Source organism: Trueperella sp. HMSC08H06 (assembly GCF_001808465.1).
GTDB lineage: Bacteria > Actinomycetota > Actinomycetes > Actinomycetales > Actinomycetaceae > Trueperella > Trueperella bernardiae.
Genome location: NZ_KV793362.1, coordinates 1 through 22,957, shown reverse-complemented (window position 1 = coordinate 22,957; position 22,957 = coordinate 1). Strand labels below are relative to the sequence as shown.

The 22,957-nt window shown below is 64.4% G+C and carries 14 protein-coding genes; 11 read left to right on the top strand and 3 right to left on the bottom strand.

Translation table 11 applies throughout. The features are described 5' to 3' along the window. Positions 1-9: 9 nt before the first annotated feature. Positions 10-1,170 (bottom strand): ROK family protein, encoded by a 1,161-nt coding sequence (locus tag HMPREF3174_RS06480; protein ID WP_070448266.1) that lies wholly within the window; start codon positions 1,168-1,170, stop codon positions 10-12. 189 nt (positions 1,171-1,359) lie between these two features. On the opposite strand from HMPREF3174_RS06480, the gene HMPREF3174_RS06475 reads away from it, so the two are divergent. Genes HMPREF3174_RS06475 through HMPREF3174_RS06460 form a run of 4 tightly spaced genes read left to right on the top strand, consistent with a single transcriptional unit; the run spans position 1,360 to position 7,235 of the window. Beyond that, positions 1,360-3,165, top strand: coding sequence for a peptide ABC transporter substrate-binding protein (locus HMPREF3174_RS06475; RefSeq protein WP_062612718.1), 1,806 nt, complete (start codon positions 1,360-1,362; stop codon positions 3,163-3,165). A 52-nt stretch (positions 3,166-3,217) separates the two neighbouring features. After that, positions 3,218-4,177, top strand: coding sequence for an ABC transporter permease (locus tag HMPREF3174_RS06470; protein WP_062612721.1), 960 nt, complete (start codon positions 3,218-3,220; stop codon positions 4,175-4,177). After that, entirely contained in the window at positions 4,174-5,163 is a 990-nt protein-coding gene (locus HMPREF3174_RS06465) for an ABC transporter permease (RefSeq protein WP_082661088.1), read from the top strand. The genes HMPREF3174_RS06470 and HMPREF3174_RS06465 overlap by 4 nt, the downstream gene beginning before the upstream one ends. 2 nt (positions 5,164-5,165) lie before the next feature. Further along, complete coding sequence (locus HMPREF3174_RS06460) at positions 5,166-7,235, top strand: ABC transporter ATP-binding protein (protein ID WP_068538881.1); 2,070 nt, start codon at positions 5,166-5,168, stop codon at positions 7,233-7,235. Between the two features lie 217 nt (positions 7,236-7,452). On the opposite strand, the gene HMPREF3174_RS06455 is transcribed toward HMPREF3174_RS06460, so the two are convergent. Then, complete coding sequence (locus HMPREF3174_RS06455; protein WP_070448265.1) at positions 7,453-8,364, bottom strand: ROK family protein; 912 nt, start codon at positions 8,362-8,364, stop codon at positions 7,453-7,455. Continuing rightward, entirely contained in the window at positions 8,361-9,533 is a 1,173-nt protein-coding gene (locus tag HMPREF3174_RS06450; protein ID WP_145989883.1) for an ROK family protein, read from the bottom strand. Before HMPREF3174_RS06450 ends, HMPREF3174_RS06455 begins: the two co-directional genes overlap by 4 nt. A gap of 230 nt (positions 9,534-9,763) precedes the next feature. Between HMPREF3174_RS06450 and HMPREF3174_RS06445 the strand changes: the two genes are divergently transcribed. The 7 genes from HMPREF3174_RS06445 (at position 9,764) to HMPREF3174_RS06415 (ending at position 22,921) form a co-directional block, all read left to right on the top strand. Continuing rightward, the gene (locus tag HMPREF3174_RS06445; protein WP_062612729.1) at positions 9,764-11,098 is read left to right on the top strand and encodes an ABC transporter substrate-binding protein; all 1,335 of its coding nucleotides are present in this window, start codon (positions 9,764-9,766) and stop codon (positions 11,096-11,098) included. Positions 11,099-11,183: 85 nt separating this feature from the next. Further along, on the top strand, positions 11,184-12,152 hold the full coding sequence (locus HMPREF3174_RS06440; RefSeq protein WP_070448264.1) for a carbohydrate ABC transporter permease: 969 nt from the start codon (positions 11,184-11,186) through the stop codon (positions 12,150-12,152). Next, positions 12,145-13,083, top strand: coding sequence for a carbohydrate ABC transporter permease (locus HMPREF3174_RS06435; RefSeq protein ID WP_062612732.1), 939 nt, complete (start codon positions 12,145-12,147; stop codon positions 13,081-13,083). The genes HMPREF3174_RS06440 and HMPREF3174_RS06435 overlap by 8 nt, the downstream gene beginning before the upstream one ends. Before the next feature lie 35 nt (positions 13,084-13,118). Beyond that, positions 13,119-15,281 (top strand): 1,3-beta-galactosyl-N-acetylhexosamine phosphorylase, encoded by a 2,163-nt coding sequence (gnpA, locus tag HMPREF3174_RS06430; protein ID WP_070448263.1) that lies wholly within the window; start codon positions 13,119-13,121, stop codon positions 15,279-15,281. Continuing rightward, a complete protein-coding gene (locus HMPREF3174_RS06425; protein ID WP_062612735.1) occupies positions 15,281-16,375 on the top strand; it encodes a phosphotransferase enzyme family protein in 1,095 nt (364 codons plus the stop codon). The genes gnpA and HMPREF3174_RS06425 overlap by 1 nt, the downstream gene beginning before the upstream one ends. Further along, positions 16,372-17,850, top strand: coding sequence for a galactose-1-phosphate uridylyltransferase (locus HMPREF3174_RS06420; RefSeq protein WP_070448262.1), 1,479 nt, complete (start codon positions 16,372-16,374; stop codon positions 17,848-17,850). Before HMPREF3174_RS06425 ends, HMPREF3174_RS06420 begins: the two co-directional genes overlap by 4 nt. A gap of 229 nt (positions 17,851-18,079) precedes the next feature. Further along, the gene (locus HMPREF3174_RS06415; protein WP_070448261.1) at positions 18,080-22,921 is read left to right on the top strand and encodes a family 20 glycosylhydrolase; all 4,842 of its coding nucleotides are present in this window, start codon (positions 18,080-18,082) and stop codon (positions 22,919-22,921) included. The last annotated feature ends 36 nt before the right edge of the window (positions 22,922-22,957 follow it).

The window sequence follows — 22,957 nt, the reverse complement described above, 5'->3', positions numbered from 1 at the left end:
TCTCTCCCGTCACTGCACCGGAGCGCTGACCACCAGGTCATGGGCGCTGCGGGCTATCCCCGTCAGCGCCGAATTCGCGCCCAGGCTCGCCGCCTCGATCCGTAGCCGTTCCGTCGCCATCGGCACCGCCGAGCCCAGCAGCGAAACCCGAAACGCGTTCATGAAAGCGGTCAGCTCGCTCATCGCCCCGCCCACCACCACGTCACAGGGGTTGACGAAACTAATCAGCGGCCCGAGCGCCTTACCCACCAGCATCCCCGAATTGCGGATCAGCTGGGTGATGTGCGGGAACTGATTCTGGCCCGCCTCCACCAGCTCCGCCATCGAGCCCAGCTCCATGAACTGCGCCGCGTCCCGGCGAATTGCCGCGCCCGACGCCACGGTTTCCAAGCAGCCCGACTTCCCGCACCCGCACACAAACGGCGAATCCTCCACCACGCGCGCATGGGAGACGTCGCCAGCGATGCCCATCCCGCCCGTGTAAATCTTGCCGTCGATCACCAGCGCGCCGCCGATCCCGGAACCGGCCTTAATGTAGAGCAGTGGCTGGTGTTCCGGGCCGCGCACACTCGCCTCGCCAAGCGCCGCCGCCCGCGCGTCGTTCTCCACCACGCAATCCACGTCCGCCAGCTCGGCAACGATCGCACGCACGTCGGCGTCGTGCCACCCCGGCATGCGCGAGGGCAAGACGATGCGCCGTGTGCTCGCGTCAACCGGGCCGGGAACCGCGATGCCGGCAGCGAGGATGTCGGCGCCGGGAAACTCGCGGTCGCGCAGTTCGCGCCACAGGTCCACCAGGAGTTGGAGGACAGGGCGCGGGCCGGGGGCGAGGTCGATCGGCACCTCCTGCGCCTCCACGATCGGGCCGACGTGATCGGAGAGCGCGTAACGGATGTGGCTTGTGCCGATTTCCGCGGCCGCAACGAGCACGGGCGGGGCGATGCTCTCCAGCTGGGTGGAGCGCCGGCCGCGAGCGGGGGAGGCGGGTTCCACCTCGCGCACGCGCTCCTGGCTGACCAGCGAGCGGGCAATGTTCGACGCCGTCGACGACGACACGCCGAGCTTCTCGCTCAGGTCCGAACGGTTCTTGGCCGCGCCTGCGCGAATGAGCCGGTAGGCGGACTCAAGCAGATCGGGGCTCACAGTAGCAAAACCCTGTTCGCTAGCCATGGATGCCTCACTTCATCGACGACGGTTGTGTTTCCTATATCACCACTAAGATCCAAACAACGCAATTGATTTTCTAAACTGGCAAGAGGTTTTCCAAAAACCCCACACTCTGGATCACATCCTGCTATTTTGGAAACAATCCCAGGGTTTGTGCCACACGGCACAAAACGTGAGTCAAAGGAGGCACACATGACCCGCGCATCACGGCGAGCTAGCATCGTCGCCACCGTGGCAGGCGTCGCCCTGCTCCTGTCCGCCTGCGGCAGTGGAAGCTCGTCCACACCCTCAGGCGCCACCAATCCATCAGGCTCCGCCGCCGGTGACGGATCGACCGTCACCGTCGCCATGGACACCCCCACGTGGATCTTCCCCATCTCCGCCCCCGGCAAGACGCAGGGCGAAAACGGCATCTTCATCGAGATGCTCTACCCCTCGATGTACTCCTTCACCCTCGACGGTGAGCACGCCTACAACATCGACGAAAAGCGTTCCATCGCCAACATCCCCGAGATCAGCGACGACGGGCTGACCTACACCATCACCCTCAAAGATCGCACCTGGTCCGACGGCGAAAAGCTCACCACCAAGGACATCGACTTCTGGTACAACCTTGTCCTCAACAACAAGGCCGATTGGGCCTCCTACCGCGAAGGCGGCTTCCCGGACAACGTCACCAGCTTCGAGATCGTCGACGACAAGACCTTCACCATCACCACCACCGAGCCCTTCTCCGGTGGCTACTTCGTGGGCAACCAGCTCAACTCCGTGCGGCCCATGCCCGCACACGCCTGGGCCAAGACCTCCGACGACGGCGAGATCGTCGACTTTACCGATCCGCAAAACGCCAAGGACATCTATGCCTATCTGCGTAGCGCCGCCGAGGATCCGGCCAACTACGCCAGCAACGCCCTGTGGCAGACCGTCTCCGGCCCCTGGAAGCTGACCTCCTACACGCCGTCCGGCGAGGTCGAGCTCGCCGCCAACGACTCCTACGACGGCACCGACCCGGCCACCTTCAGCCATGTCATCTACAAGCCCTTCACCTCCGACGACGCCGAATTCAACACCCTGCGCGCCGGCGGCATCGACTACGGTTACATCCCCGCCGGCAACATCTCCCAGCGGGACTACATCGAAGGTCAGGGCTACACCGTCTCCCCGTGGTACGGCTGGTCCATCACCTACATGCCGTTCAACTTCAACCACCCCAAGTCCGGGCCGATCTTCGCCCAGAAGTACGTGCGCCAAGCCATGCAGCAACTGATTGACCAGGAGACCATCTCCAAGGTCATCTGGAAGGGCATGGCGGCCCCCACCTGCGGGCCAGTCCCGCAGGAGCCCGGCGCCGCCGGCACCACCGAGGGCTGCGCCTACTCCTTCAATCCCGACGCCGCCCGAAAACTGCTCGAAGATCACGGCTGGGCCATCAACCCCGACGGCGTGACCACCTGTGAAAAGCCCGGCACCGGCGCCGGCCAGTGCGGCGAAGGAATCGAGGCGGGCGCAGAAATGCGCTTCACTCTTATCTCCCAGTCCGGCTTCACCGCCACCCACGACATGATGGCGGAGCTGAAGTCCCAGTTCGGCAAGCTCGGCATCGTGCTGGAGATCCAGGAGGTTCCCGACTCGGTGGCCGTCTCGCAGGTGTGCAAGAAGGACGACCCCAACTGTGAATGGGATCTATCCTTCTTCGGCTCCGAAGGCTCCTGGTACTACCCGCCCTTCGCCTCGGGCCAGCGCCTGTTCGCCACCGGCGCGCCGGTTAACCTCGGCGCCTACTCCAACCCGGAGGCGGATAAGCTCATCGACGCCACCCTCGTCTCCTCCGACGAGTCGGCAATGAAGGACTACAACGACTTCCTGGCCGAAGACCTGCCCGTCCTGTGGATGCCGAATCCGGTCAACCGGGTCTCGGCCTACAAGTCGGATATCTCCGGGATCGATCCGCAAGATCCGATGCTCGGCATGTACCCCCAAGATTGGACACGTAAGTAACACACGCTGACGGGCCGGCTGGCTTTCGCCAGCCGGCCCGCGAGGGGCAACTATGTGGCGATACATTCTTCAACGGCTCGGTCAGGCATTCGCGGTCATGCTCATCGTGACCTTCTTGACCTTCCTCCTTCTTCATCTTCTTCCCGGCGGCGCCGCCCGATCCGCGCTCGGCCTGGATGCCACGCAGGCGCAGATCGATGCCTACAACGCGCAGATGGGCTACGACCAGCCCTTCCTCACGCAGTTCGGCCTCTACGTCCAGCGCCTCCTGAGCGGCGACCTCGGATACTCCTTCCGGCTCAACCAGCCGGTAGCCGACGTCATCCTCCAGCGCCTGCCCAAGACCATCCTGCTGAGCCTTCTCGCCACCACCCTCGCCGTCATCATCTCCATCCCACTCGGCGCCATCCAGGCCGTCTACCGCAACACCAAGGTCGACTACGCCATCACCGGGATCGCGCTCCTGGCCTACGCCACCCCGCTGTTCTTCCTCGGCATCATCTTCATCGTGGTCTTCTCCCAGTGGTGGCCAATCCTTCCCCCGCAAGCCCCGCAAGGCTTCACGGTCGCCGAGATCCTCAGCCAATGGAAGGGCCTCATCCTGCCGGTGGTGACCCTCGCCGTCGTCGCCCTCGCCGCGTTCACGCGCTACGTGCGCTCCACGATGGTCGACAACCTCAACGAAAACTACATCCGCACCGCCAAGGCCAAAGGCCTTTCCCCCTCGCGCGTGACCATCCGCCATGCTCTGCGCAACTCCCTCTTCCCCGTGATCACGCTACTCGGCATGTACATCCCCGCCCTCTTCTCCGGCGCGCTCGTGGTCGAACAGCTCTTCAACTATCCCGGCATGGGCCTCATGTTCTGGCAGGCAACCCAGACCCGCGACTACCCCATCCTCCTGGCCTCCACCCTCATCGTTTCCCTCGCCACCGTGATCGGCGCCCTCATCGCCGACATTCTCTACGCCGTGGCCGATCCCCGCGTCCGACTTTCTGGAGGTGACAAATGAGTGAGTCCATCAACGACGCGGTGGCCGGCGCCCCCGCCTCAAGCCGCAGTTCCTCGAGCCACAGTGCCGGCGTTGCCGGAGGTGGATCCGGCGGTGCTGCCGTCGTCGTCGGCGACGCCACGCACGCACGGCGCCAACTCGGCATCGGACGCCAAGGCATAGCCGTCTTCTTCGAGAACAAGCTCGCCGTCCTCGGCCTGTGCCTCGTGGTCGCCCTCATTCTCTTTTCATTCGTTGGCCCCCTGATCTACCACACCGATCAGGTCCACACCGACCTCGCACACGCCTACCTCGCCCCCGGCGAGCTCGGCCACCCGCTCGGCACTGATTCCGTCGGCTACGACCAGCTCGGCCGTCTCATGCTCGGCGGGCAGACCTCCCTCATCGTGGGCCTGTGCGCCGGCCTGCTCGCCACCGCCTTCGGCACCCTCTGGGGAGCCGCGGCAGGTTTCATCGGCGGCTGGGTCGACGCCGTCATGATGCGCCTCGTCGACGCCCTCATGTCGATCCCCGCGCTATTCCTGTTCATGCTGATCGCCACGATCATCACCCCCACAGTCCCGCTACTCGTGCTCGTCATCTCCGCGTTCGCGTGGCTCAACCCGGCGCGCATGGTCCGTGGTGACTCCATCGCATTGCGCTCGCGCGAGTTCATCCTCGCCATGAAGGGCATGGGCGGCTCCCCGGGGCGGGCCGTGCGCACCCACATCGTGCGAAACTCCATCGGTACCGTCATCGTCAACGCCACTTTCCAAGTCGCCGACGCCGTCCTGTACGTCGCCTACCTATCCTTCCTCGGACTGGGCGTTCCGCCGCCCGCAGCCAACTGGGGCGGCATGCTCTCCTCCGGCCTGTCCGAGGTCTACTCGGGCAACTGGTGGCTGATCCTTCCCCCCGGTATCGCGATCATCGTCCTGGTGCTTGCCTTCAACTTCGTTGGTGACGGCCTGCGTGACGCCTTCGAAGTGCGCTTGAGGAAGAGGTAGACATGGATACCCTGCTATCAATCGAGGACCTCTCGGTTCGCATCCCCCGCCGAAAAGACGAGGTTCAGCCGCTGTCCGGCGTCAACCTGACAGTCGGACGCGGGCAGACCCTCGGCATCGTCGGCGAATCCGGCTCCGGAAAGACCATGACGGCGCTCGCCCTCATGGGCCTCCTACCCTCCAACGGGTACGTCTCCTCCGGGCAGATCACCCTGGACGGCAAGGCGCTTGTGGGGATGGACGACGCCGAGTTGCGTCGCCTACGTGGCACCGAGGTGGGCATGATCTTCCAAGATCCCATGACCTCCCTCAACCCCACGATGACCATCGGCGACCAGATCGGCGAACCGCTGCGCGTCCACCACTCGGCGTCGAAGAAGGAGGCCTACGAGGCGGCCATCGACATCATGCGGCGCGTGGGGATGCCCCGACCCGACAAGATCGTCGGCGACTACCCCCACCAGCTCTCCGGTGGCATGCGTCAACGCGCGATGATCGCCATGGCCCTCATTTGCCGGCCCAAGCTCCTCATCGCCGACGAACCGACCACCGCCCTCGACGTCACCACCCAGATGCAGATCCTCGACCTCATCGACGACGTCAAGGACGAGTTCGGCTCCTCCGTCATCCTCGTCACCCACGACCTCGCGGTGGTAGCCGGGCGAGCGGACTCCGTGGCCGTCATGTACTCGGGGCGCGTGATGGAGCAGGCCCCCTCGCGCGAGCTGTTCACCAACCCGCGCCACCAGTACACGCGCGCCTTGCTCGCTGCACTACCCGAGCGCGCCCACAACGCCGACGCCGAGCTGTACTCGATCCCCGGCTCCCCGCTGGAGATCACCGAGGAGGTCACCGGGTGCCCGTTCGCGCCGCGTTGTGCCTTCGCCCAGGACGTGTGCCACACCGTGACACCGACGCTCGGGGAGGGCAGCCACAAGGTGGCCTGCCACTTCCCCGGCGGCAAGCCGCTTACCAACGAGCTACGGTCCGTGTCGCGCAACGATGCTCTCGATGAGAGCAAGCCGATTCTTCAGGTCAGCCACGTCTCGCGCAACTTCCCCGCCTACGGCGGCTCGCTCGTGCGGCGCAAGATCGGCACCGTCTCGGCTGTCTCCGACGTCTCCTTGACCATCTACGAGGGCGAGGTCTTCGGGGTGGTCGGCGAATCCGGGTGCGGCAAGTCCACGCTCGGCCGGCTCATCGCCGGGCTCGACGACGTCTCCGAAGGCGAGATCGAGGTGGGAGGCGTGCGACTCTGCGGCCTGCGCGGTAAGGAGCGGAAGAAGTTCCACGCCCAGGTCCAGATGATGTTCCAGGACTCCGCCGCCGCGATGGATCCGCGCATGCGGGTGGACGAGATCATTCTCGAGCCGCTCAACATTCAGAAGGTGGGCACCCGCGCCCAGCGCCACGACCGTGTGGCCGCTCTCGTGGAGCAGATCGGCCTACCACGCGACGCCCTTTCCCGCTACCCGCACGAATTCTCCGGCGGCCAGCTCCAGCGCATCGGGCTCGCCCGCGTGCTCGCGCTGAACCCGCGGCTGATCGTGTGCGACGAGCCGGTCTCCGCCCTCGACGTCTCCGTTCAGGCTCAGGTGCTTAACCAGATGCGGGCCCTGCAACAGCGCTACTCGCTGGCCTACGTGTTCATCAGCCACGACCTGTCGGTGGTCCAGTACATGTCCGACCGCATCGCCGTCATGTACCTGGGCAAGATCGTGGAGTACGGCGACGCCGACAGCGTCGCCCGCCGCCCACTCCACCCCTACACGAAGGGGCTGGTGGACGCCGTCCCCCGCATCGAGGACGCCTTCACCGAGGAGGTCTCCCGCCTCAAGATCGACGGCGAGACCCCCTCCGCGATGGATCCGCCCAGCGGCTGCCGCTTCCGCACCCGCTGCCCCTTCGCCCAGGACATCTGCGCGGCGCAGGAGCCGGCGCTGCGAAAGCTCCGTACAGGGCAGGGCAACGACCAGTTTGTGGCCTGCCACTTCCCGCTGGTGGACGGCGTGCAGGCCCGAGTCACGTCGGCTATTGCTGGGTCGGGGCCGGGTGTTGCCGGGCGGGCGTAGGCTCTGAGTTTGAGTGTCCCCGCAGGCCGCTTCACCGCGGCCGCCCGGAAATCCCGCGCGCTCTGCCGGCCTGCCCCGACACTTCACGTGAACATACCGGCCACCGATCGCTATACGCGCCCGGCAGGCCCCAGATTCCTGAGTTGCGTCGGCCGCGGGTCTCCGGCTGTGGTCGAGGGTCCCCGGCTGCGGCCGGGGACCCTCGACCACCCCACGGTCACCGCGCGGTTGCGCCGAGGTCGGCCGCGCCGATGATTCCCGCGTCGTTGCCGAGGGAGGCCGCAACGATCTTCGCACACGGGAAGCCGCCCAGGCCCATCTGGCGGGTGTACTCCCGGCGCGTCGGCTCCAACAGCAGCTCCCCCGATTCGGACACACCGCCGCCAATAAGGAAGAGGTCCGGGTCGAAGATCATGCCAAGCGAGGCCATGCCGGCACCCAGCGCCGTGCCGATCTCCTCAAAGATTCCCAGCGCCACCGGGTCCCCCGCGAGCGCGAGGGGATCGACGTCGCGGGCCGTGGCCAGCCCGTTCGTGGCCGGCAGGCGTTCAGCCGCGAGCGCGTTCATCCGGCTACCCGAGCAGTACTGCTCCCAGCACCCCACACGTCCGCACCCGCACGGCAGTCCGCCCGGCTCGTAGGTGAAGTGCCCGAGCTCGCCAGCCAGGCCGTGCCTGCCCTCGAGCACCCGATCGCCGAAGATCAGCGCGCCTCCGATCCCGGTGCCCACCGTAATGGCCACCACCGAGTCATACCCTCGCGCCGCGCCGAATCGGTATTCGGCCCAAGCCGCGGCGTCGGCGTCGTTGACCAGGCCGACGGGAAGCCCAAGCGCTGAGGATAGCGGCGTGCGGACGTCCACGTCCGTCCAACGCAGGTTGGCCGAGGTGCGCACGACGCCGGCGTCCGAGTCCACCGTGCCGGCGAAGCCCACACCCACGCCGCCGATCTGGTCAAGGCCGAGGCCGTGCGCGCTGACGAGGGCCTTAACCTCGCGTGCCATGTCGGCGATCGTTGACTGCGGCGCCCCCGGATAGGAGGCGAACCTTTCCTTGGCGAGGATGTTTCCACCGTCAACGAGGCCGACGGCAATCTTCGTGCCGCCGACGTCGATTCCCACGCGCATCATTCATGCCTCCTAGGTCGATACTTCAGATGGCTAGTGTTGGATCCGATAAGCTTGAACGCCTCCCGCGCCACGCCCATGAGCGGGGCGTTCGCGCCGTTGGGTGCGATGTCAATGACGAGATCCTGGCTGGCGGTGGAGCTGGCAGTATCAAACACCGAGGCACGCAGGGAGCTCATGAACACGCCCAGCTGAGCGAGCGAACCTCCCACGTAGATCGCGCCGGGGTTAATGAAGTTGACGATCGGCCCCAAAGCCCGGCCAATCAGCTCCCCAGACTGGCGCACGTACGGGTTGATTTCTGGCATGTCGTTAAGCACGGCGTCGACGATCGGGCGGTCGCCGAGGTCGAGGCCCGCACTCAGCGCCCGCTCGCGAATCATGGCACCCGAGGCCACCGCCTCCAGACACCCGATGCGCCCACAGGCGCACAGGTTGTTGAGGTTGGGATCGACCCGCGCGTGGCTGATGTCTCCCGCGAAGCCGCCCGCGCCTTGGTAGAGCTCGCCGTTGATGACCACCGCCCCGCCGATACCGGTACCCGCCTTGACGTAGATGTAAGAATCGGCGGACACGTAGGGCAGCTCCCCCACCGCGCATGCGCGCGTGTCGTTTTCCACCCATACGGGCAGGCCCGTCATCTCATTGAGGATCCCGCACAGGTCCGCCCCGTGCCAGCCGGGCATGCGGGCGGGTAGGACGAGCTTGCGCGTGATCGCTTCCACCGGGCTGGCCACGGACAGGCCGATCGCGCCGATCTTGCACTCCGCGAAGTGCTCCTCTCGTAGCTGATTCCACCGTTCGACCAGGGTGGCCATCACCTTTTCGGGCGGCGAAGGGGAATCGAAGACGATCTCTTTCGGTTCGCGCATCGGGTGGATGGAGTCCATGATGCCGAAGCGCAGGTGGTGGGCGCCGACCTCTGCCACCGCCACCACCTCGGCGGTGTCGATTGAGACAAGGATCTTTGCCGGCCGCCCGCCGGTGGACCTGTTCGATTCTATTTCCTTAATCAGCTCCTGTTCGATGAGGCTGCGGGCGACGTTCGACGCTGTCGACGACGAAATCCCCATCGAGTGCACCAAATCCGATCGACGCCGGGCAACGCCTGACTTGATCATTCCGTATGCGGTGTCTAGCAAGTCGGTGCTTACCGCAGGATTCTTCGCCACTTAAACTCCTCCTTGAGCCGTGGTATCCGCTCTAGAATCAGTGTATCCTCCTACGAGCCTTTTTCCAACTTGGCGAAACCATATCGTTATTATTTTGCAAATTGCACACTGCGTGGATGAAGTGTGTTAAGCTCGAGGTCAGTTGAGGCGCACCGAAGGCGATGTGCCAATACTGATTCGGAACCCGAATCTCGTCACCACGACACAACAATCCTCAAGGGGGAGGAAACATGACAAAACTTTCGTCAATCACTAAGGTCGGAGCCCTCTTTGCTTCGGGCGCCCTGATCCTCTCCGCCTGCTCAAACGGTGCAGGCGGCTCGGAGTCCACCACCACGCCCACCAGCGGCGGATCGCAAACCTCCGCCTCCGGTGAACCCGTCACCATCGAGTACCTGCACCGCCTGCCCGACGGCGAAGGCATGGTCCCCGTCGCTGACATCGTCGCACGCTGGAACGAGGAGCACCCCGACATCCAGGTCACCTCCACCAAGTTCGACGGCGCCCCGGCCGACCTGATCAAGAAGGTCCAGACGGACGTCTCGGCCAACAACGCGGCCTGCCTCTTCCAGGCCGGATACGCCGATCTAGCCGAGCTCTACGTCGGCGGTCTCGTCCAGGACGTCACGCAGTACGCCACGAAGTACGCCGACAAGTTCGGTGATGGCCCGTTCGGCTCCATGCAGCTCGACGGCAAGTACTTCGGCCTGCCGCAGGACACCGGCCCGCTCGTCTACTACTACAACAAGGCCGCGTTCGAGGAGCTTGGCCTCAACGTTCCGACCACCTCGCAAGAGTTCATCGACACCGCCAAGAAGGCAGCCGAGAAGGGCAAGTACATTGCCACCTTCCAGACTGACGAGGCCGGCTCGATCTTCCCGGCACTGTCCGCGGCTGCTGGCGACCAGTGGTTCGCCATCGACGGCGATTCTTGGAAGATCGACGTCACGGGTAAGGGCACCTCAGCCGTCGCCGACTTCTGGCAGCAGCTGCTCGACGCGAAGGCTGCGCCCGTGATCGAGCGTTGGGGCGCTGACTGGAAGTCCAAGCTCAACGACGGCACCATCATCGGCACCATCGGCGCCGCGTGGGAGGCCCCGCTCCTCGCTGACGACATGGCCGGCTCCGACAACGTCGGCAAGTGGTCCATCGCCCAGCTGCCCGACTTCGGCAACGGCGGCGGCACCGGCCCCGATGGCGGCTCCGGCGTCGTCGTGTCCAAGACCTGCCAGTACCCCGAGCAGGCCATGGAGTTCAACGCCTGGTTCAACACCCAGGTTGACGACCTCGCCTCCCAGGGTCTCGTGGTCGCCGCGGCCGACAAGCCCGCCAACCCCAAGTACGCCTCCTTCTACGGCGATGAGGATGTACTCGCCCAGTTCGCCACCGCGAACGACGCGATGAAGCCCTTCCTCTACATCCCGGGTTGGTCGGCCGTGTGGAGCAACCTCGGTGAGAACGCCGCCGCCGCAGGCAGCGGGTCCAGCTCAGTGGCTGACGTGCTCAACCAGGCTGCCGACACCGCCAAGAAGGCCATCGAAAACGCCGGCCTGACGGTGAAGTAAGAACACTTGTTCTTTTGCTGTGGGGGCGCCGAAAGGTGCCCCCACAGCAAAAGAACGGGATGCAGAAACGGATGGAAAAATAATAATGTCTACAACCGTTAAGGAACCTCCAGCCACAACGCAAAAGCATCGGCGCACAAAGCGCGAGGCACACGAAGCCCGCACCGGCTGGCTCTTCATGGCCCCGTTTGCTGCACTCTTCACGTTTATCTTCGTTATCCCAATCTTCGTCTCCATCTACAAGGCCTTCTTCCAGACCCGCGTGGTCGGCGGCGGCGCCTTCGGCGGCGGCGATTCTCAGCAGGTCTTCGTCGGGTTTGACAACTTCGCCTACGTCGTCGGCTCCGACGTGTTCTGGGCCGGCATCGGACGAGTCATCCTCTACACCCTCTTCCAGGTACCGATCATGATCGGCCTGGCCCTGGTCCTGGCTCTCCTCATCGACTCCCTGATCCTCCGCCACGTCACCATCTACCGGCTGTCCTACTTCCTGCCCTACGCCGTTCCCGGCGTCGTGGCCGCCATCATCTGGATGTACATCTACACCCCGACAGTCTCGCCCCTGAACTCACTGTTTGACGCAATCGGCGTGGAATTCCCGATCGACTTCTTCTCCAGCAACGTCATTCTCGCCTCCATGGCGAACATGACCACGTGGACGTTCGCTGGTTACAACATGCTCATCTTCCTCGCAGCCCTGCAGGCCATCCCGCGCGACCTGTACGAAGCAGCCCGTGTCGACGGCGCATCATCCTGGCAGATCGTGCGCCACATCAAGATCCCCATGGTGCGCGGAGCAGCGTTGCTCGCCATCCTGTTGTCGATCGTCGGCACCATTCAGCTCTACAATGAGCCCGCCGTCCTTGCCACGAAGAACACCTGGATGGGCCAGGCTTACACGCCGCTGATGATGGCGTTGAACACGGCCAAGGGATACATCACGCCCTCGGGTGACGGCCCCGCGTCCGCCATCGCGATCATGATGGCGATCATCGCCGGTGTCCTCGCCGTGATCTACTTCCTGACGGATCGGAAGGTGAATGGAAATGACTAAGACAGCCGCGCTCCCCGACGGGCGAACCTACACCCCTTCAATCGAGGGCGTCCCCACCCGCACCTTCGCACCGAAGATCACCTCGAAGGTCATCGCCGCCCTGTTCATGATCATCTTCCTCCTGTACTTCATCTTCCCGATTTACTGGATGATCGTCGCCTCCACGAAGACGAACTCCGAGCTGACCACCACGTTCGGCCTGTGGTTCGCCTCCCACAACGACACGACGGCGAACCCGTCACTGCCCGCCGCCATCTCCGCCAACTATGACTCGCTCGTGGGCTGGACCCAGGGCCTGCTGTGGCGGTGGATCGGCAACTCCTTCATCTACTCCACGGTTGCGGCGCTCATCGGCACCATCACCTCGGTGATGGCCGGCTACGCGCTCGCAAAGTTCAACTTCCCGTTCAAGAACGCCGCGCTCGGCACCATCATGGCCGGCCTGCTCATGCCGGTGGCCCTGCTCTCGGTGCCGATCTACATCATGTTCTTGAACCTTGGCTTGGACAACACGATGCTGTCGATCATCATCCCCTGCGCGGTTTCACCCTTCGGCGTGTTCCTTGGCAGGGTCTACGTCCAGTCATCGGTGCCCACCGAACTGATCGAGGCGGCCCGCATCGACGGCGCCGGCGAGGGACGCATCTTCTTCACGATGGTGCTGCGCATCCTGGCCCCGGCGATGGTGACGATCTTCCTGTTCATCTTCGTGGCAACCTGGAATAACTTCATCCTGCCGCAGTTGATGATCTCCTCCCAGGAACTCAAGCCCATCACCCTCGGTCTGTACGGCATGGCCTCGTACTTCAACCCGCAGTATGGTCCGATGATGATGGCCTCCCTGCTCGGCGTCGTCCCGCTGATCATCCTCTTCCTTGCACTGCAGCGCTACTGGCAGTCCGGTCTGTCGGCCGGCGCGGTCAAGGGCTGATCACCACCCACCTACTACTACCTCACGGAGAAACCATGTCACACGGCCGCTTCACCATGCCGACCGAAGAAAACTTCTTCGAAGAATCTAAGAAACTCGCCGAACTTTGGGGCGCTGACGCCGTCCGCAACTCAGACGGCACGCAGCTTGACCATGACGTCCTGGACTTGGGCAAGCGCGTCTACTCGGCCTACTTCCCCACCCGTGGCCATAACGAGTTTATGGTCGGCAAAATGAGGTACGTCCCGCAGGTCTACCTGCTCTCGGAGCGCACCCTCGCCGAGGGCGAATCCGTCACCATCCCGCTGCTGGCCACCTACTTTGAAGAGCAGCTCCAGGTCAATCACGACGACGACCCGGCCCAGTACTGGGAGGTCATTGACCGCACGTCCGGCGAGACCCTGCCCACGGCGTCGTGGAGCTACGACGCCACCACGGACTGCGTCACGATCACCGGGGCCACCTCGATGCACGAGTACACCGTGACGTTCCTCGCCTACGTCATCTGGGATCCGGTCCAGATGTACAACCACATCACGAACGATTGGGGGGACAAGGAGCACGAGATCGCCTTCGATCCGCGCCACCCGGAGGTCCGTGACTTCATGTACGAGACCCTGGAGAAATGGTTGGCGGACAACCCGCACGTCGACGTCGTCCGCTTCACCACGTTCTTCTACCAGTTCACGCTGATCTTCAACAACCTTCGGCGCGAGAAGATCGTGGACTGGACGGGATTCCAAGTCACCGTTTCGGCTCAGGCGCTGGCTGACTTCGAGAAACAGTACGGCTACCGGATGCGCCCGGAGGACTTCGTCGACGCCGGTAGCTACGGCTCGTCGTTCGTCAACCCCGGCAAGCCGCAGCGCGACTGGCTGGACTTCACCTTCCACTCGGTCCAGCACATGATTAAGCACATGGTCGATCTGACCCACGCCGCTGGCAAGGAAGCCATGATGTTCCTTGGCGACCAGTGGATCGGCACCGAGCCGTATTCGAAGGAATACCCGGGCCTGGGCATGGACGCGATCGTGGGTTCGGTGGGCGACGGCACCACCACCCGCATGATCGCGGACATCAAGGGCGTGCGATACCACGAAGGTCGCTTCCTTCCCTACTTCTTCCCGGACAGCTTCTACGACGGGGCAGACCCCTCGATTGAGGCGTGGGACAATTGGCGCAAGGCCCGCCGCGCAATCCTGCGCTCCCCGCTGGAGCGCATGGGTTACGGCGGCTACCTGTCGCTGGCGAACAAGTTCCCGACCTTCGTGGAGGCCGTGGCCCACATTGCCGACGAGTTCCGCGACATCTACGACCGCTCGGGCGGCGTGGGCGCGCAGCCTCAGTTAACCGTCGCGTTCCTTGACGCGTGGGGCGAGCAGCGCTCCTGGCAGGGTTTCACTGTCGCGCACGCGCTGCCGAACAAGTACAACCGCAACTACTACGGCATCCTCGAGGCAATCTCGGGTATGCGCGTGAACGTCCGGTTCATCTCGTTCGCGGACGTGCTCGAGGGCGGCGTGCCCGACGACGTCGACGTCATTATCAATGCCGGCCCCGCCGCCACCTCCTACTCGGGCGGCGACGCCTGGGCCAACCCCACCCTCGTCTCCGCGATCCGCGCGTGGGTGCGCAGCGGCAAGGGCTTCGTGGGCGTCGGCCAGCCCACCGCGATCGACCGGCAGGGCCGCTTCTTCCAGCTGGCCGACGTGCTGGGCGTGGACGAGGAGATCTACCGCTCGCTCAACGTGGACAAGTACTGGCCCGAGCCCACCGAGGATCACTTCATCACGGCGGAGTTCGAAGCCCCGCTCGATTTCGGTGAGACGATCACGAACACGTTCCCGATCTCCCAGGACACGGCCGTGCTACGCGCCGAAGGCGGCGAGGTCCAGCTGGCCGCCAACGATTACGGGAAGGGCCGCGGCGTGTACCTGTCTGGCCTGCCCTACTCAGCCACGAACGCCCGCCTGCTCGAGCGCATCCTGTTCTGGGTTGCCGGCGCGGAGGAGCACTACGCCGAATGGTCGAGCTCCAACCCCGACTGCGAAGTGGCCTACTTCCCCGCGAGCCGGTGCTACGCCGTCGTGAACAACACCGGCCAGCCGCAGGCAACCACCGTGGCGCTGCCAGGCGGGGAGCGCGTGGATGTAGAGCTGGAGGGCTCGGGCATCCTGTGGAAGGACTACGAGGACTGATGGGCGCCAAGGAACTCAAGCCCGACGTGCTGGAGCAGGTGCTGGGTCACTTCGACGTCGGCGAGGTGACCCACCTGGAGCCGTGGGGCGACGGGCACATCAACGACACCTACCGGGTGGAAGCCGGCCGTGGGGTGTTCATCCTGCAACGCCTCAACACGGAGATCTTCCGCGACCCGGCCAGCCTCATGCGCAACATCGACCTCGTAACGCGCTTCGTGGCCGCCAAGGGACGCGAGACCCTGACCGTGATCCCCACGGTCGAGGGCGAGCTGTTTCACGACGCCGGGGCGCACGGCGCGTACAGGCTGTACGTCTTTATCCCGCACACGGTGTCGTACTCGGTGGTGGACGACCCGGGCGTGACGCGGGCCGCCGGCGCGGCATTCGGACAGTTTCAAAAGGACCTCGCCGATTTTGATGCCACCCAGCTTGCCGAGACGATCCCGCACTTCCACGACACGCCACGCCGGTTCGCGAACCTCGCGGCGGCCGTGGAGGCCGACATCGCCGACCGGGCCGAGAGCGCGCGGGCCGAGATCGCCGATTACATGCGGCGCGAACTCGACTGCTTCGTGGTGACCGACCGGCTCAGCACCGGTAAACTGCCCTACCGGGTGACGCACAACGACACGAAGATCAACAACATCCTGTTCGACGCCACCACGCACGAGGCGCGGGCCATCATCGACCTCGACACCGTGATGCCCGGCTCGATGCTGTACGACTTCGGCGACGCACTGCGCACCGGGGCCGCCACCACGGACGAGGACGACCCCGAGCCGGCCAACATGGGGATCAACCTCGAGCTATTCGAGGCGTACTGCCGCGGATTCGTCAGCACCCTGGGCGACGCGATCACGGAGAAAGAATCCGAGCTGCTAGCCTTCTCCGTCAAGCTCCTCACCCTTGAATGCGGCATGCGGTTCCTCACCGACTACCTTGAAGGCGACGTGTACTTCGCAACGAAGCACCCCACTCACAACCTGGAGCGGGCCCGCACCCAACTGGCGCTGGTAGCCGACATCGAAAAGAAGATGGATGAAATGAATGCGATCGTGCGCCGCGCGCTAGAAAGCGAGGAAGAACAATGACTCTGCGCCGCGTGTATGAAGCGATCGACGCCCTAGTCGACTACGCCCGGGCCCACCTCGAGCTCGGGGCGGCCAACGAGGACTGGGCGCGCAACCAGATCTTTGGCATGTTCGGGCTCAACTCCTACGAGCCGACCGGAACGCGCGGGGCCGAGCACGTGCGGCCCGACGCGTTGCTGGCCGAGTTCGCGGGGGCGCTGGCCGCCGAGGGTCTCATCGAGGACTACCAGGCCGACGCCGTCTGCGACCAGGCGATGGGCTACCTCACACTCATCCCCTCCCAGCTACAGGAGCGCTTCGCGCAGATGCGCGACGCCGAAGGCGGGGACGCCGCGATGGCCTGGCTCTACGAGTACTCGATCCGCTCGAACTACGTGCGCCGGGCGGTGCTTGACCGCAACCCGCGCTTCGAAACCCGCGGCCTGATCGTCACGATCAACAAGGCCAAGCCCGAGTTCAAAGACCCGAAGAAGGCGGCGGCGGGAAACGCGGTGGCCGGCGGCTACCCACGCTGCTCGATCTGCCACGAGAACGAGGGCTTCGCGGGCCGGGCCAAGTTCACGCTCCGCACGGTGCCGCTGAAAATGGGCACGGAGGACTGGTTCTGGCAGTTCTCCCCCTACGGCTACCTCGACGAGCACGGCATCGCGGTCAACACCCTTCACACCCCGATGCACGTGGACGCCGACGCCTTCCGTCAGCTCATCTCCTTCGTCGACCAGTACCCCTCGCTGTTCATCGGCTGCAACGCGGCACTGCCTCGGATCGGCGGCTCGGTGCTCGGCCACGACCACTACCAGGGCGGCGGGGAGCTCCTGCCGATGCACACCGCGAAGACGTGGAAGGAAGTCCAAGACCCGGACCATCCGGATGCCGTGGTGGAGATCCTCGACTGGCACAACACCGCCATTCGGGTGGTCAGCCCGGACGCGGAGACCGTGGTAGCCGTCTGCGAGAAGATCCACGACGCATGGGTGTCCTACTCCAATCCGGAGCTAGGAATAATCGCCCGCGATGATGAGGGCGTTCATTCCGCCACCTCCCCCACGGTGATTCGCACCGAACGCGGATACGAAATGTCCCTCATCTTGCGGTCGAATGTTACGACCGAGGAGTTCCCGGCGGGTGTGTTTCACGCCCACCCCGAATTCCATGCGGTCAAGCAGGAATCCATCGGCCTCATCGAGGCCCAGGGCTTGTTCATCCTGCCCGGCCGCCTCGACTCGGAGCTGGCGCTGATCGCGGACGCGATCGAATCCGGCGCCGACCTCCCAGCCGACCTCGAACCGTTCCGCCTTCTATTCGACGAGACGAAGGAGGCCCTGTCCGGTTCCACCGACCGCGCCGCAATCGACGCCGCCATCCGCGACGAGCTAGGCAGCATCTGCGAGCGCATCCTCGATAACACGGCAGTGTTCAAGCACAAGGAGCAGACCTTGGCCTGGCTCCTCGACCATGGCTTCGAGGCGCGATAGGTCTCGAAGCACATCCCATGAGGTTTAGCCTGGCTATCACGCCGGCCGCTCGCGTCTGTGCCCCTATGTCACTTCGATGTTGCACAGGGGCACAGACGTAACTGGCCACGGCGGACCATCGTCACTGTCGACGACCAACCATTATCGTTAAGACCAACCAACCACATCGAGCAAAGGAGCACGTGTGATAGGCACAAGCAGATCATGGTCTAGGCGAGCTATTGCCGCAGTGTCGGCAGCACTCGTCGTCGTGGCGGGAGGCGGTTTCGGTACCCTCACTGCCCCACCCGCAACCGCCGACACAACCGACACCTTCATCGGCGGCCCCGACCAGTTGTACGTCGGGTATGCGGATTCGGAGGAAACTCAGGAGCCCAACGGCAACGGTCCCGCCGCTAAGGCGATTGACGGGGTTGCGACCACCTACTGGCACACCAACTGGTCGGTGGGCAATACCGAGACCCCCGGCCCCCACTGGATCTCCGTGGGCACATTCCCAGGTGCGCAGATCGCCGACTGTTCTTTCACGGGCATCGAGTACACCCAGCGGCAGGGCAGCAGTGGAACCGGTAAACACAACGGCATCGTCGGCAACTACGAGATCCATGTCTCGGATAGCCCCATCGAGGATGGCGCCGGCTTCACCGACACCACCCGGGTCGCTAGCGGCACCTTCGAGAACACGGACTCAGCGCAGGTCGTCCGCTTTGAGGGGCCCGCAACCGGCAAGTTCGTCACCCTGAAGGCGCTCTCCGCGCTCGTCAACAGCCAGAACCTGACGTCCGTGGGCGACATTCGCCTCATCGGCTCCTGCCACACCGAGGCCGGCGCCACCATCGTGACCCCCACCGCGCCTATCCAGAGCGAGAACGGTGCGAGCATCACTGTGCCGACCATCGCCGGGGTCGACTACAAGATCAACGGCGCGATCGTCACGGGCGACGTCACCCTCAACAACGGCGCCACCACCGTAACCGCCACCCCTCGAGATGGCTACACGTTCTTCGGCGACCAGTCCGTTAGCTACGACTTCAGCTACGAGGGCATGCCCATCCCGGCCACCATCCCCTCCCTGACCGGACAGTTCGCACGTTCCGAGGGCACCTGGACTGCCACGCAGGACGTGACAGTCGTTCGCCCCGACACCTTCGCCAGCAGCGCCCAGCTTCTCGTCGACGAACTCAATGCCTACACCAACGGCGACTCCGTCACGGGAGCAACTAACGGGACAGGGATCGAGATCGTCATCGACGACACCCACAAGGAGAGCCTCGGCGAGGAGGGCTACACCCTTTCCATCCAACCAGCGGGCGTCACGATCACGGCCGCCACAGCGCGCGGGGCATTCTGGGGAACCCGCACGCTGTCCCAAATGCTCCGCCAGAGTCTGACCCTTCCCGCCGGATCGGTGACGGACACACCCACCTACAAGGAGCGCGGCGTCACGCTGTGCGCCTGCCAGATCAACTTCTCCACCGAGTGGATCGAGCGTTTCCTCAATGAGATGGCTGACCTCAAGCTCAACTCCATCCTCATGGAGATGAAACTCAAGTCGGATGCCTACCCGGCCGCGAACACGTTCTCGTACTACTCGCGCGAGGACGTGAAGGCATTTGTTGAGAAGGCCGACTCCTACGGCATCGACGTGATCCCCGAGATCAACTCCCCCGGCCACATGAACATCTGGCTGGAGAACCTCCCCCAGTTCCAACTGAAGGACCAAGCCGGCAACGGTAGCGTCGATCGCCTCGATATCACGAACCCGCAAGCCGTGGAGTTCTACAAGACACTCATCGACGAGTACGACGGCGTCTTCTCCACCAACTACTGGCACATGGGCGCCGACGAGTACCTCATGGGGGCAAGCTACGCCACCTACCCACAACTGGCCCGCTACGCCAGGGAGGTCACCGGCAATAGTCAGGCTACCGGCGCCGACGCCTTCACCTATTTCATCAACGACATCAACAGCTATGTCAAGGCCAAAGGCAAGACGCTGCGCATCTGGAACGACGGAATCGTCGCCACCCACGCCGTCACGCTCGACAAGGACATCGTAGTCGAGCACTGGCTCGGATCTGGACGCTCAGCCAACGAGCTTGCTAACGACGGCTACCGGCTGGTCAACGCGAACCTCAAACTCTACTTCGCCAGGGCCACCCCCTACCCCATCCAGGCAAACGGTCCGGCCTTCTTGTACAACGACCCGAACTTCGACGTCAACATCTTCCAGGGCCGCGACGGCGTCGTGTCTAAGACCGACAACATCCTCGGCGCCAAGCTCTCGATCTGGCCCGACAACGGCGTCAAGCAAACCGAAAACGAGGTCGAACTCGACGTCTACGAGGCGATGCGCTACATCGCACAGATCACGTGGAGCGGAGGAAACCCCTCCGATAACCCGACCTACGCGGACTTCAAGGCGAAGCGCGTCGACAAGATCGAACGTTCGCCCATGTGGGAGAACATCAACCGCAAGCCGCTTGAGGACGGCGTCTACACGATCTCTCAGCCGGCCGGCAAGTCCCTCCAACTCGCGGGTAACGCCTCGCTCGGGGACGGAGACGAATGGACGCTGACCTCCACGCCGGACCACTACTACCAGTTGAAGAACATGGCGACCAACCAGTGCCTGTCGGTTGTCTCCGGTTACAAGCACCTCTCCACGGTGACCCAGGTTGGCGCGCGCCCCGAGGCCCGTCCCTGCGTGGACGTGTCCAAGATCTACACGGGCAACCAGGCCGGTAACAGCGGCTACGCCGAGCGCAACCCGCAAAAGTGGATGCTGCTCACAACTGGCGACGGTTCCTTCGAGATCGTCAACGCCGTGACCCTCCAACGCCTGGCAGTCGCCACCGGCGCCGAGGAGCACATCGATTTCGTCGAGTTCAACGGGACCAAGAAGGACACCAAGCCCGCTGCCGGCGAAATCGTCCAGCTGCCCGGCGACATGACGGAAGACGTGTGGAAGATCGAGCCCTCAACGCGCACCTTCACCGCAACCGTCGCCGCCAACCCCCTCACCGCCTACCCCTCCGCCGACGACGCCGGGGCGGCCACCATGACCGTGACGATCACCAACCGCACGGACGCCAACCTCACCAACGTCGTCGTGAAGCCTCCCGTGAAGAACGGCTGGCTCATCACCCCCGGCGCTCAGACCATCGACACCATCGGCGCCGGCGAAGCGAAGGACGTGACCTTCAAGGTCAAGCCTGACTGGTATCGAGGCGAAGCGGAGTTCGTCTTCAACGTCACCGCCGGCGAGCAGAGCGCGAACGTCCGCGCCACTATCTCGGCAGTCTGCGGATTGCCAACATCTCCGACGGCGGTGGGCGCATCCTCGGAGGAGCTGACTGGCGAGCGAGCCCCCAACGGGCCTAAGGAGGCAGCCGTTGACGGCAACCCCGCCACCTTCTGGCACACCGCGTGGCAGAACTCGCACCCCGATTACCCCCACTACATCGACCTGCAAGTTGGCGAGGACGGGGTAGACCTGTGCGGCTTCGTCTACACCCCGAGGCAGGGTCAGGTCAACGGTCGCGTCAAGGACTACGAGATCTACGCGGCCAACGAGATGCCCTCCGACCCGGCAGGTTGGGGCGAACCGGTCGCAAGGGGATCCTTCGAGGACTCCACCAAGAGCCAATTGGTCTCGCTTGACGGCGTTAAGGCCAAGTACCTCCGGTTCCAAGGCCTCAACGCTCAGCCGAGCGTCACAGACGCAACCGTCATGTCTGCCGGCGAGCTTCAGGTCATTCGGGGCACGGGCGCACCGAAGACCCTCGTTGAGCCCGCGGAGCCGACCTACGACGGCCTGAGCTACACCATCCCCGCCACCGAGGGCGTCACCTACCTCGTCGACGGCGCGCCCGTTACGCCGGGCAGCCACGAAGGACAAGCCGGTTCGACGCTCGTCGTGACCGCCGAGCCCGCTGACGGCTACTACTTCAGCGACTCCTTCTACGACAACGACGGCAAGTTCATCCCGTGGGTTCACACCTTCGAAACGTTGATCGTCCCGGACGAGCCGACCTGGGACGATGAGAACCTGACCATCACCGTTCCCGAGTCGGAGTACGTCGACTACCTTCTTGGATCGACGCTCCTCTCCCCCGGAACTCACTCTGTCGAGCCGGGCTACGTCGCGCAGATGAGCGCGCAGCTCAAGGACGGACTCGCGGACGGCATCACACTTGATCCCCAGGCGCAGACCACGTGGACACACCAGTTCCCCGACAAGGCCGTCGTTCCGGACGAGCCCGCCGAGCCGGTGTGCGAGACGATCGACAGGCCGTCAACCCCGGCGAAGGCCACTGATCGACTCGGCGAAGCAAGCGGCGATCGCTTCGCGGACCTGTGGGCGATCGACGCCGACGGTCATCTCCGGTTCTACCCGAGCCTCGGAAACGGCAAGTTCGCTGGCAAGGGTGTCGTGTCCTGCGACGCTCAGAACTTCGCCTCCATGGCTCCGATCCCGGATATGAACGGCGACGGGCGCGCGGACATGCTCGTGACTCTCGACGACGGGCGTGCCTTCTTCTACAACTCGCAAGGCGATGGCTTTCTCACCCGCGGGCAGCAGGCAGGCCACGGCTGGTCGAACCTGGACAACCTCGCCTACGTCGGCAGGATCGGTTCGTCGCGAAGCGAGTTCGTCGTGGCACGTCACGTTCCCAGCGGGGATCTGTACCGCTACGTGCTCACCCCCTCGGGTATGCACTCAGGGACGAAGATTGGCCACTCGTGGGGAGACATGCGCTCTATCATGTCAGCCGGAGATCTCACCGGCGACGGCGTATCGGATGTCATCGCGACAGGACGCGACGGCGGCCTCTACCTCTACGCCGGCTCCTCCGATGGCTACATCAGCCTCGCGGATCGCATCGGTCACGGGTGGGATGCCTTCACCCACGTGACCGTTCCCGGCGACACGGACGGTGATGGGCGCCTGGACCTCGTCGGCATCCGAAACGATGGCAAGCTCTTCAGCTACCACAACACCGGTAGTGGTTGGGGCCCAGCGAAGGAGGCGGGCCATGGGTGGAGTTCGATCGCGATGATCGGATAGATGCCTCGCCGGCCGGCCCCCGCGGGGGCCGGCCGG

Excerpts from the sequence above, each read along its gene's own strand:
- HMPREF3174_RS06480 (WP_070448266.1), bottom strand. The coding sequence starts at position 1,170 with ATGGCTAGCGAACAGGGTTTTGCTACTGTGAGCCCCGATCTGCTTGAG.
- HMPREF3174_RS06475 (WP_062612718.1), top strand. The coding sequence starts at position 1,360 with ATGACCCGCGCATCACGGCGAGCTAGCATCGTCGCCACCGTGGCAGGC.
- HMPREF3174_RS06470 (WP_062612721.1), top strand. The coding sequence starts at position 3,218 with ATGTGGCGATACATTCTTCAACGGCTCGGTCAGGCATTCGCGGTCATG.
- HMPREF3174_RS06465 (WP_082661088.1), top strand. The coding sequence starts at position 4,174 with ATGAGTGAGTCCATCAACGACGCGGTGGCCGGCGCCCCCGCCTCAAGC.
- HMPREF3174_RS06460 (WP_068538881.1), top strand. The coding sequence starts at position 5,166 with ATGGATACCCTGCTATCAATCGAGGACCTCTCGGTTCGCATCCCCCGC.
- HMPREF3174_RS06455 (WP_070448265.1), bottom strand. The coding sequence starts at position 8,364 with ATGATGCGCGTGGGAATCGACGTCGGCGGCACGAAGATTGCCGTCGGC.
- HMPREF3174_RS06445 (WP_062612729.1), top strand. The coding sequence starts at position 9,764 with ATGACAAAACTTTCGTCAATCACTAAGGTCGGAGCCCTCTTTGCTTCG.
- HMPREF3174_RS06440 (WP_070448264.1), top strand. The coding sequence starts at position 11,184 with ATGTCTACAACCGTTAAGGAACCTCCAGCCACAACGCAAAAGCATCGG.
- HMPREF3174_RS06435 (WP_062612732.1), top strand. The coding sequence starts at position 12,145 with ATGACTAAGACAGCCGCGCTCCCCGACGGGCGAACCTACACCCCTTCA.
- gnpA (WP_070448263.1), top strand. The coding sequence starts at position 13,119 with ATGTCACACGGCCGCTTCACCATGCCGACCGAAGAAAACTTCTTCGAA.
- HMPREF3174_RS06425 (WP_062612735.1), top strand. The coding sequence starts at position 15,281 with ATGGGCGCCAAGGAACTCAAGCCCGACGTGCTGGAGCAGGTGCTGGGT.
- HMPREF3174_RS06420 (WP_070448262.1), top strand. The coding sequence starts at position 16,372 with ATGACTCTGCGCCGCGTGTATGAAGCGATCGACGCCCTAGTCGACTAC.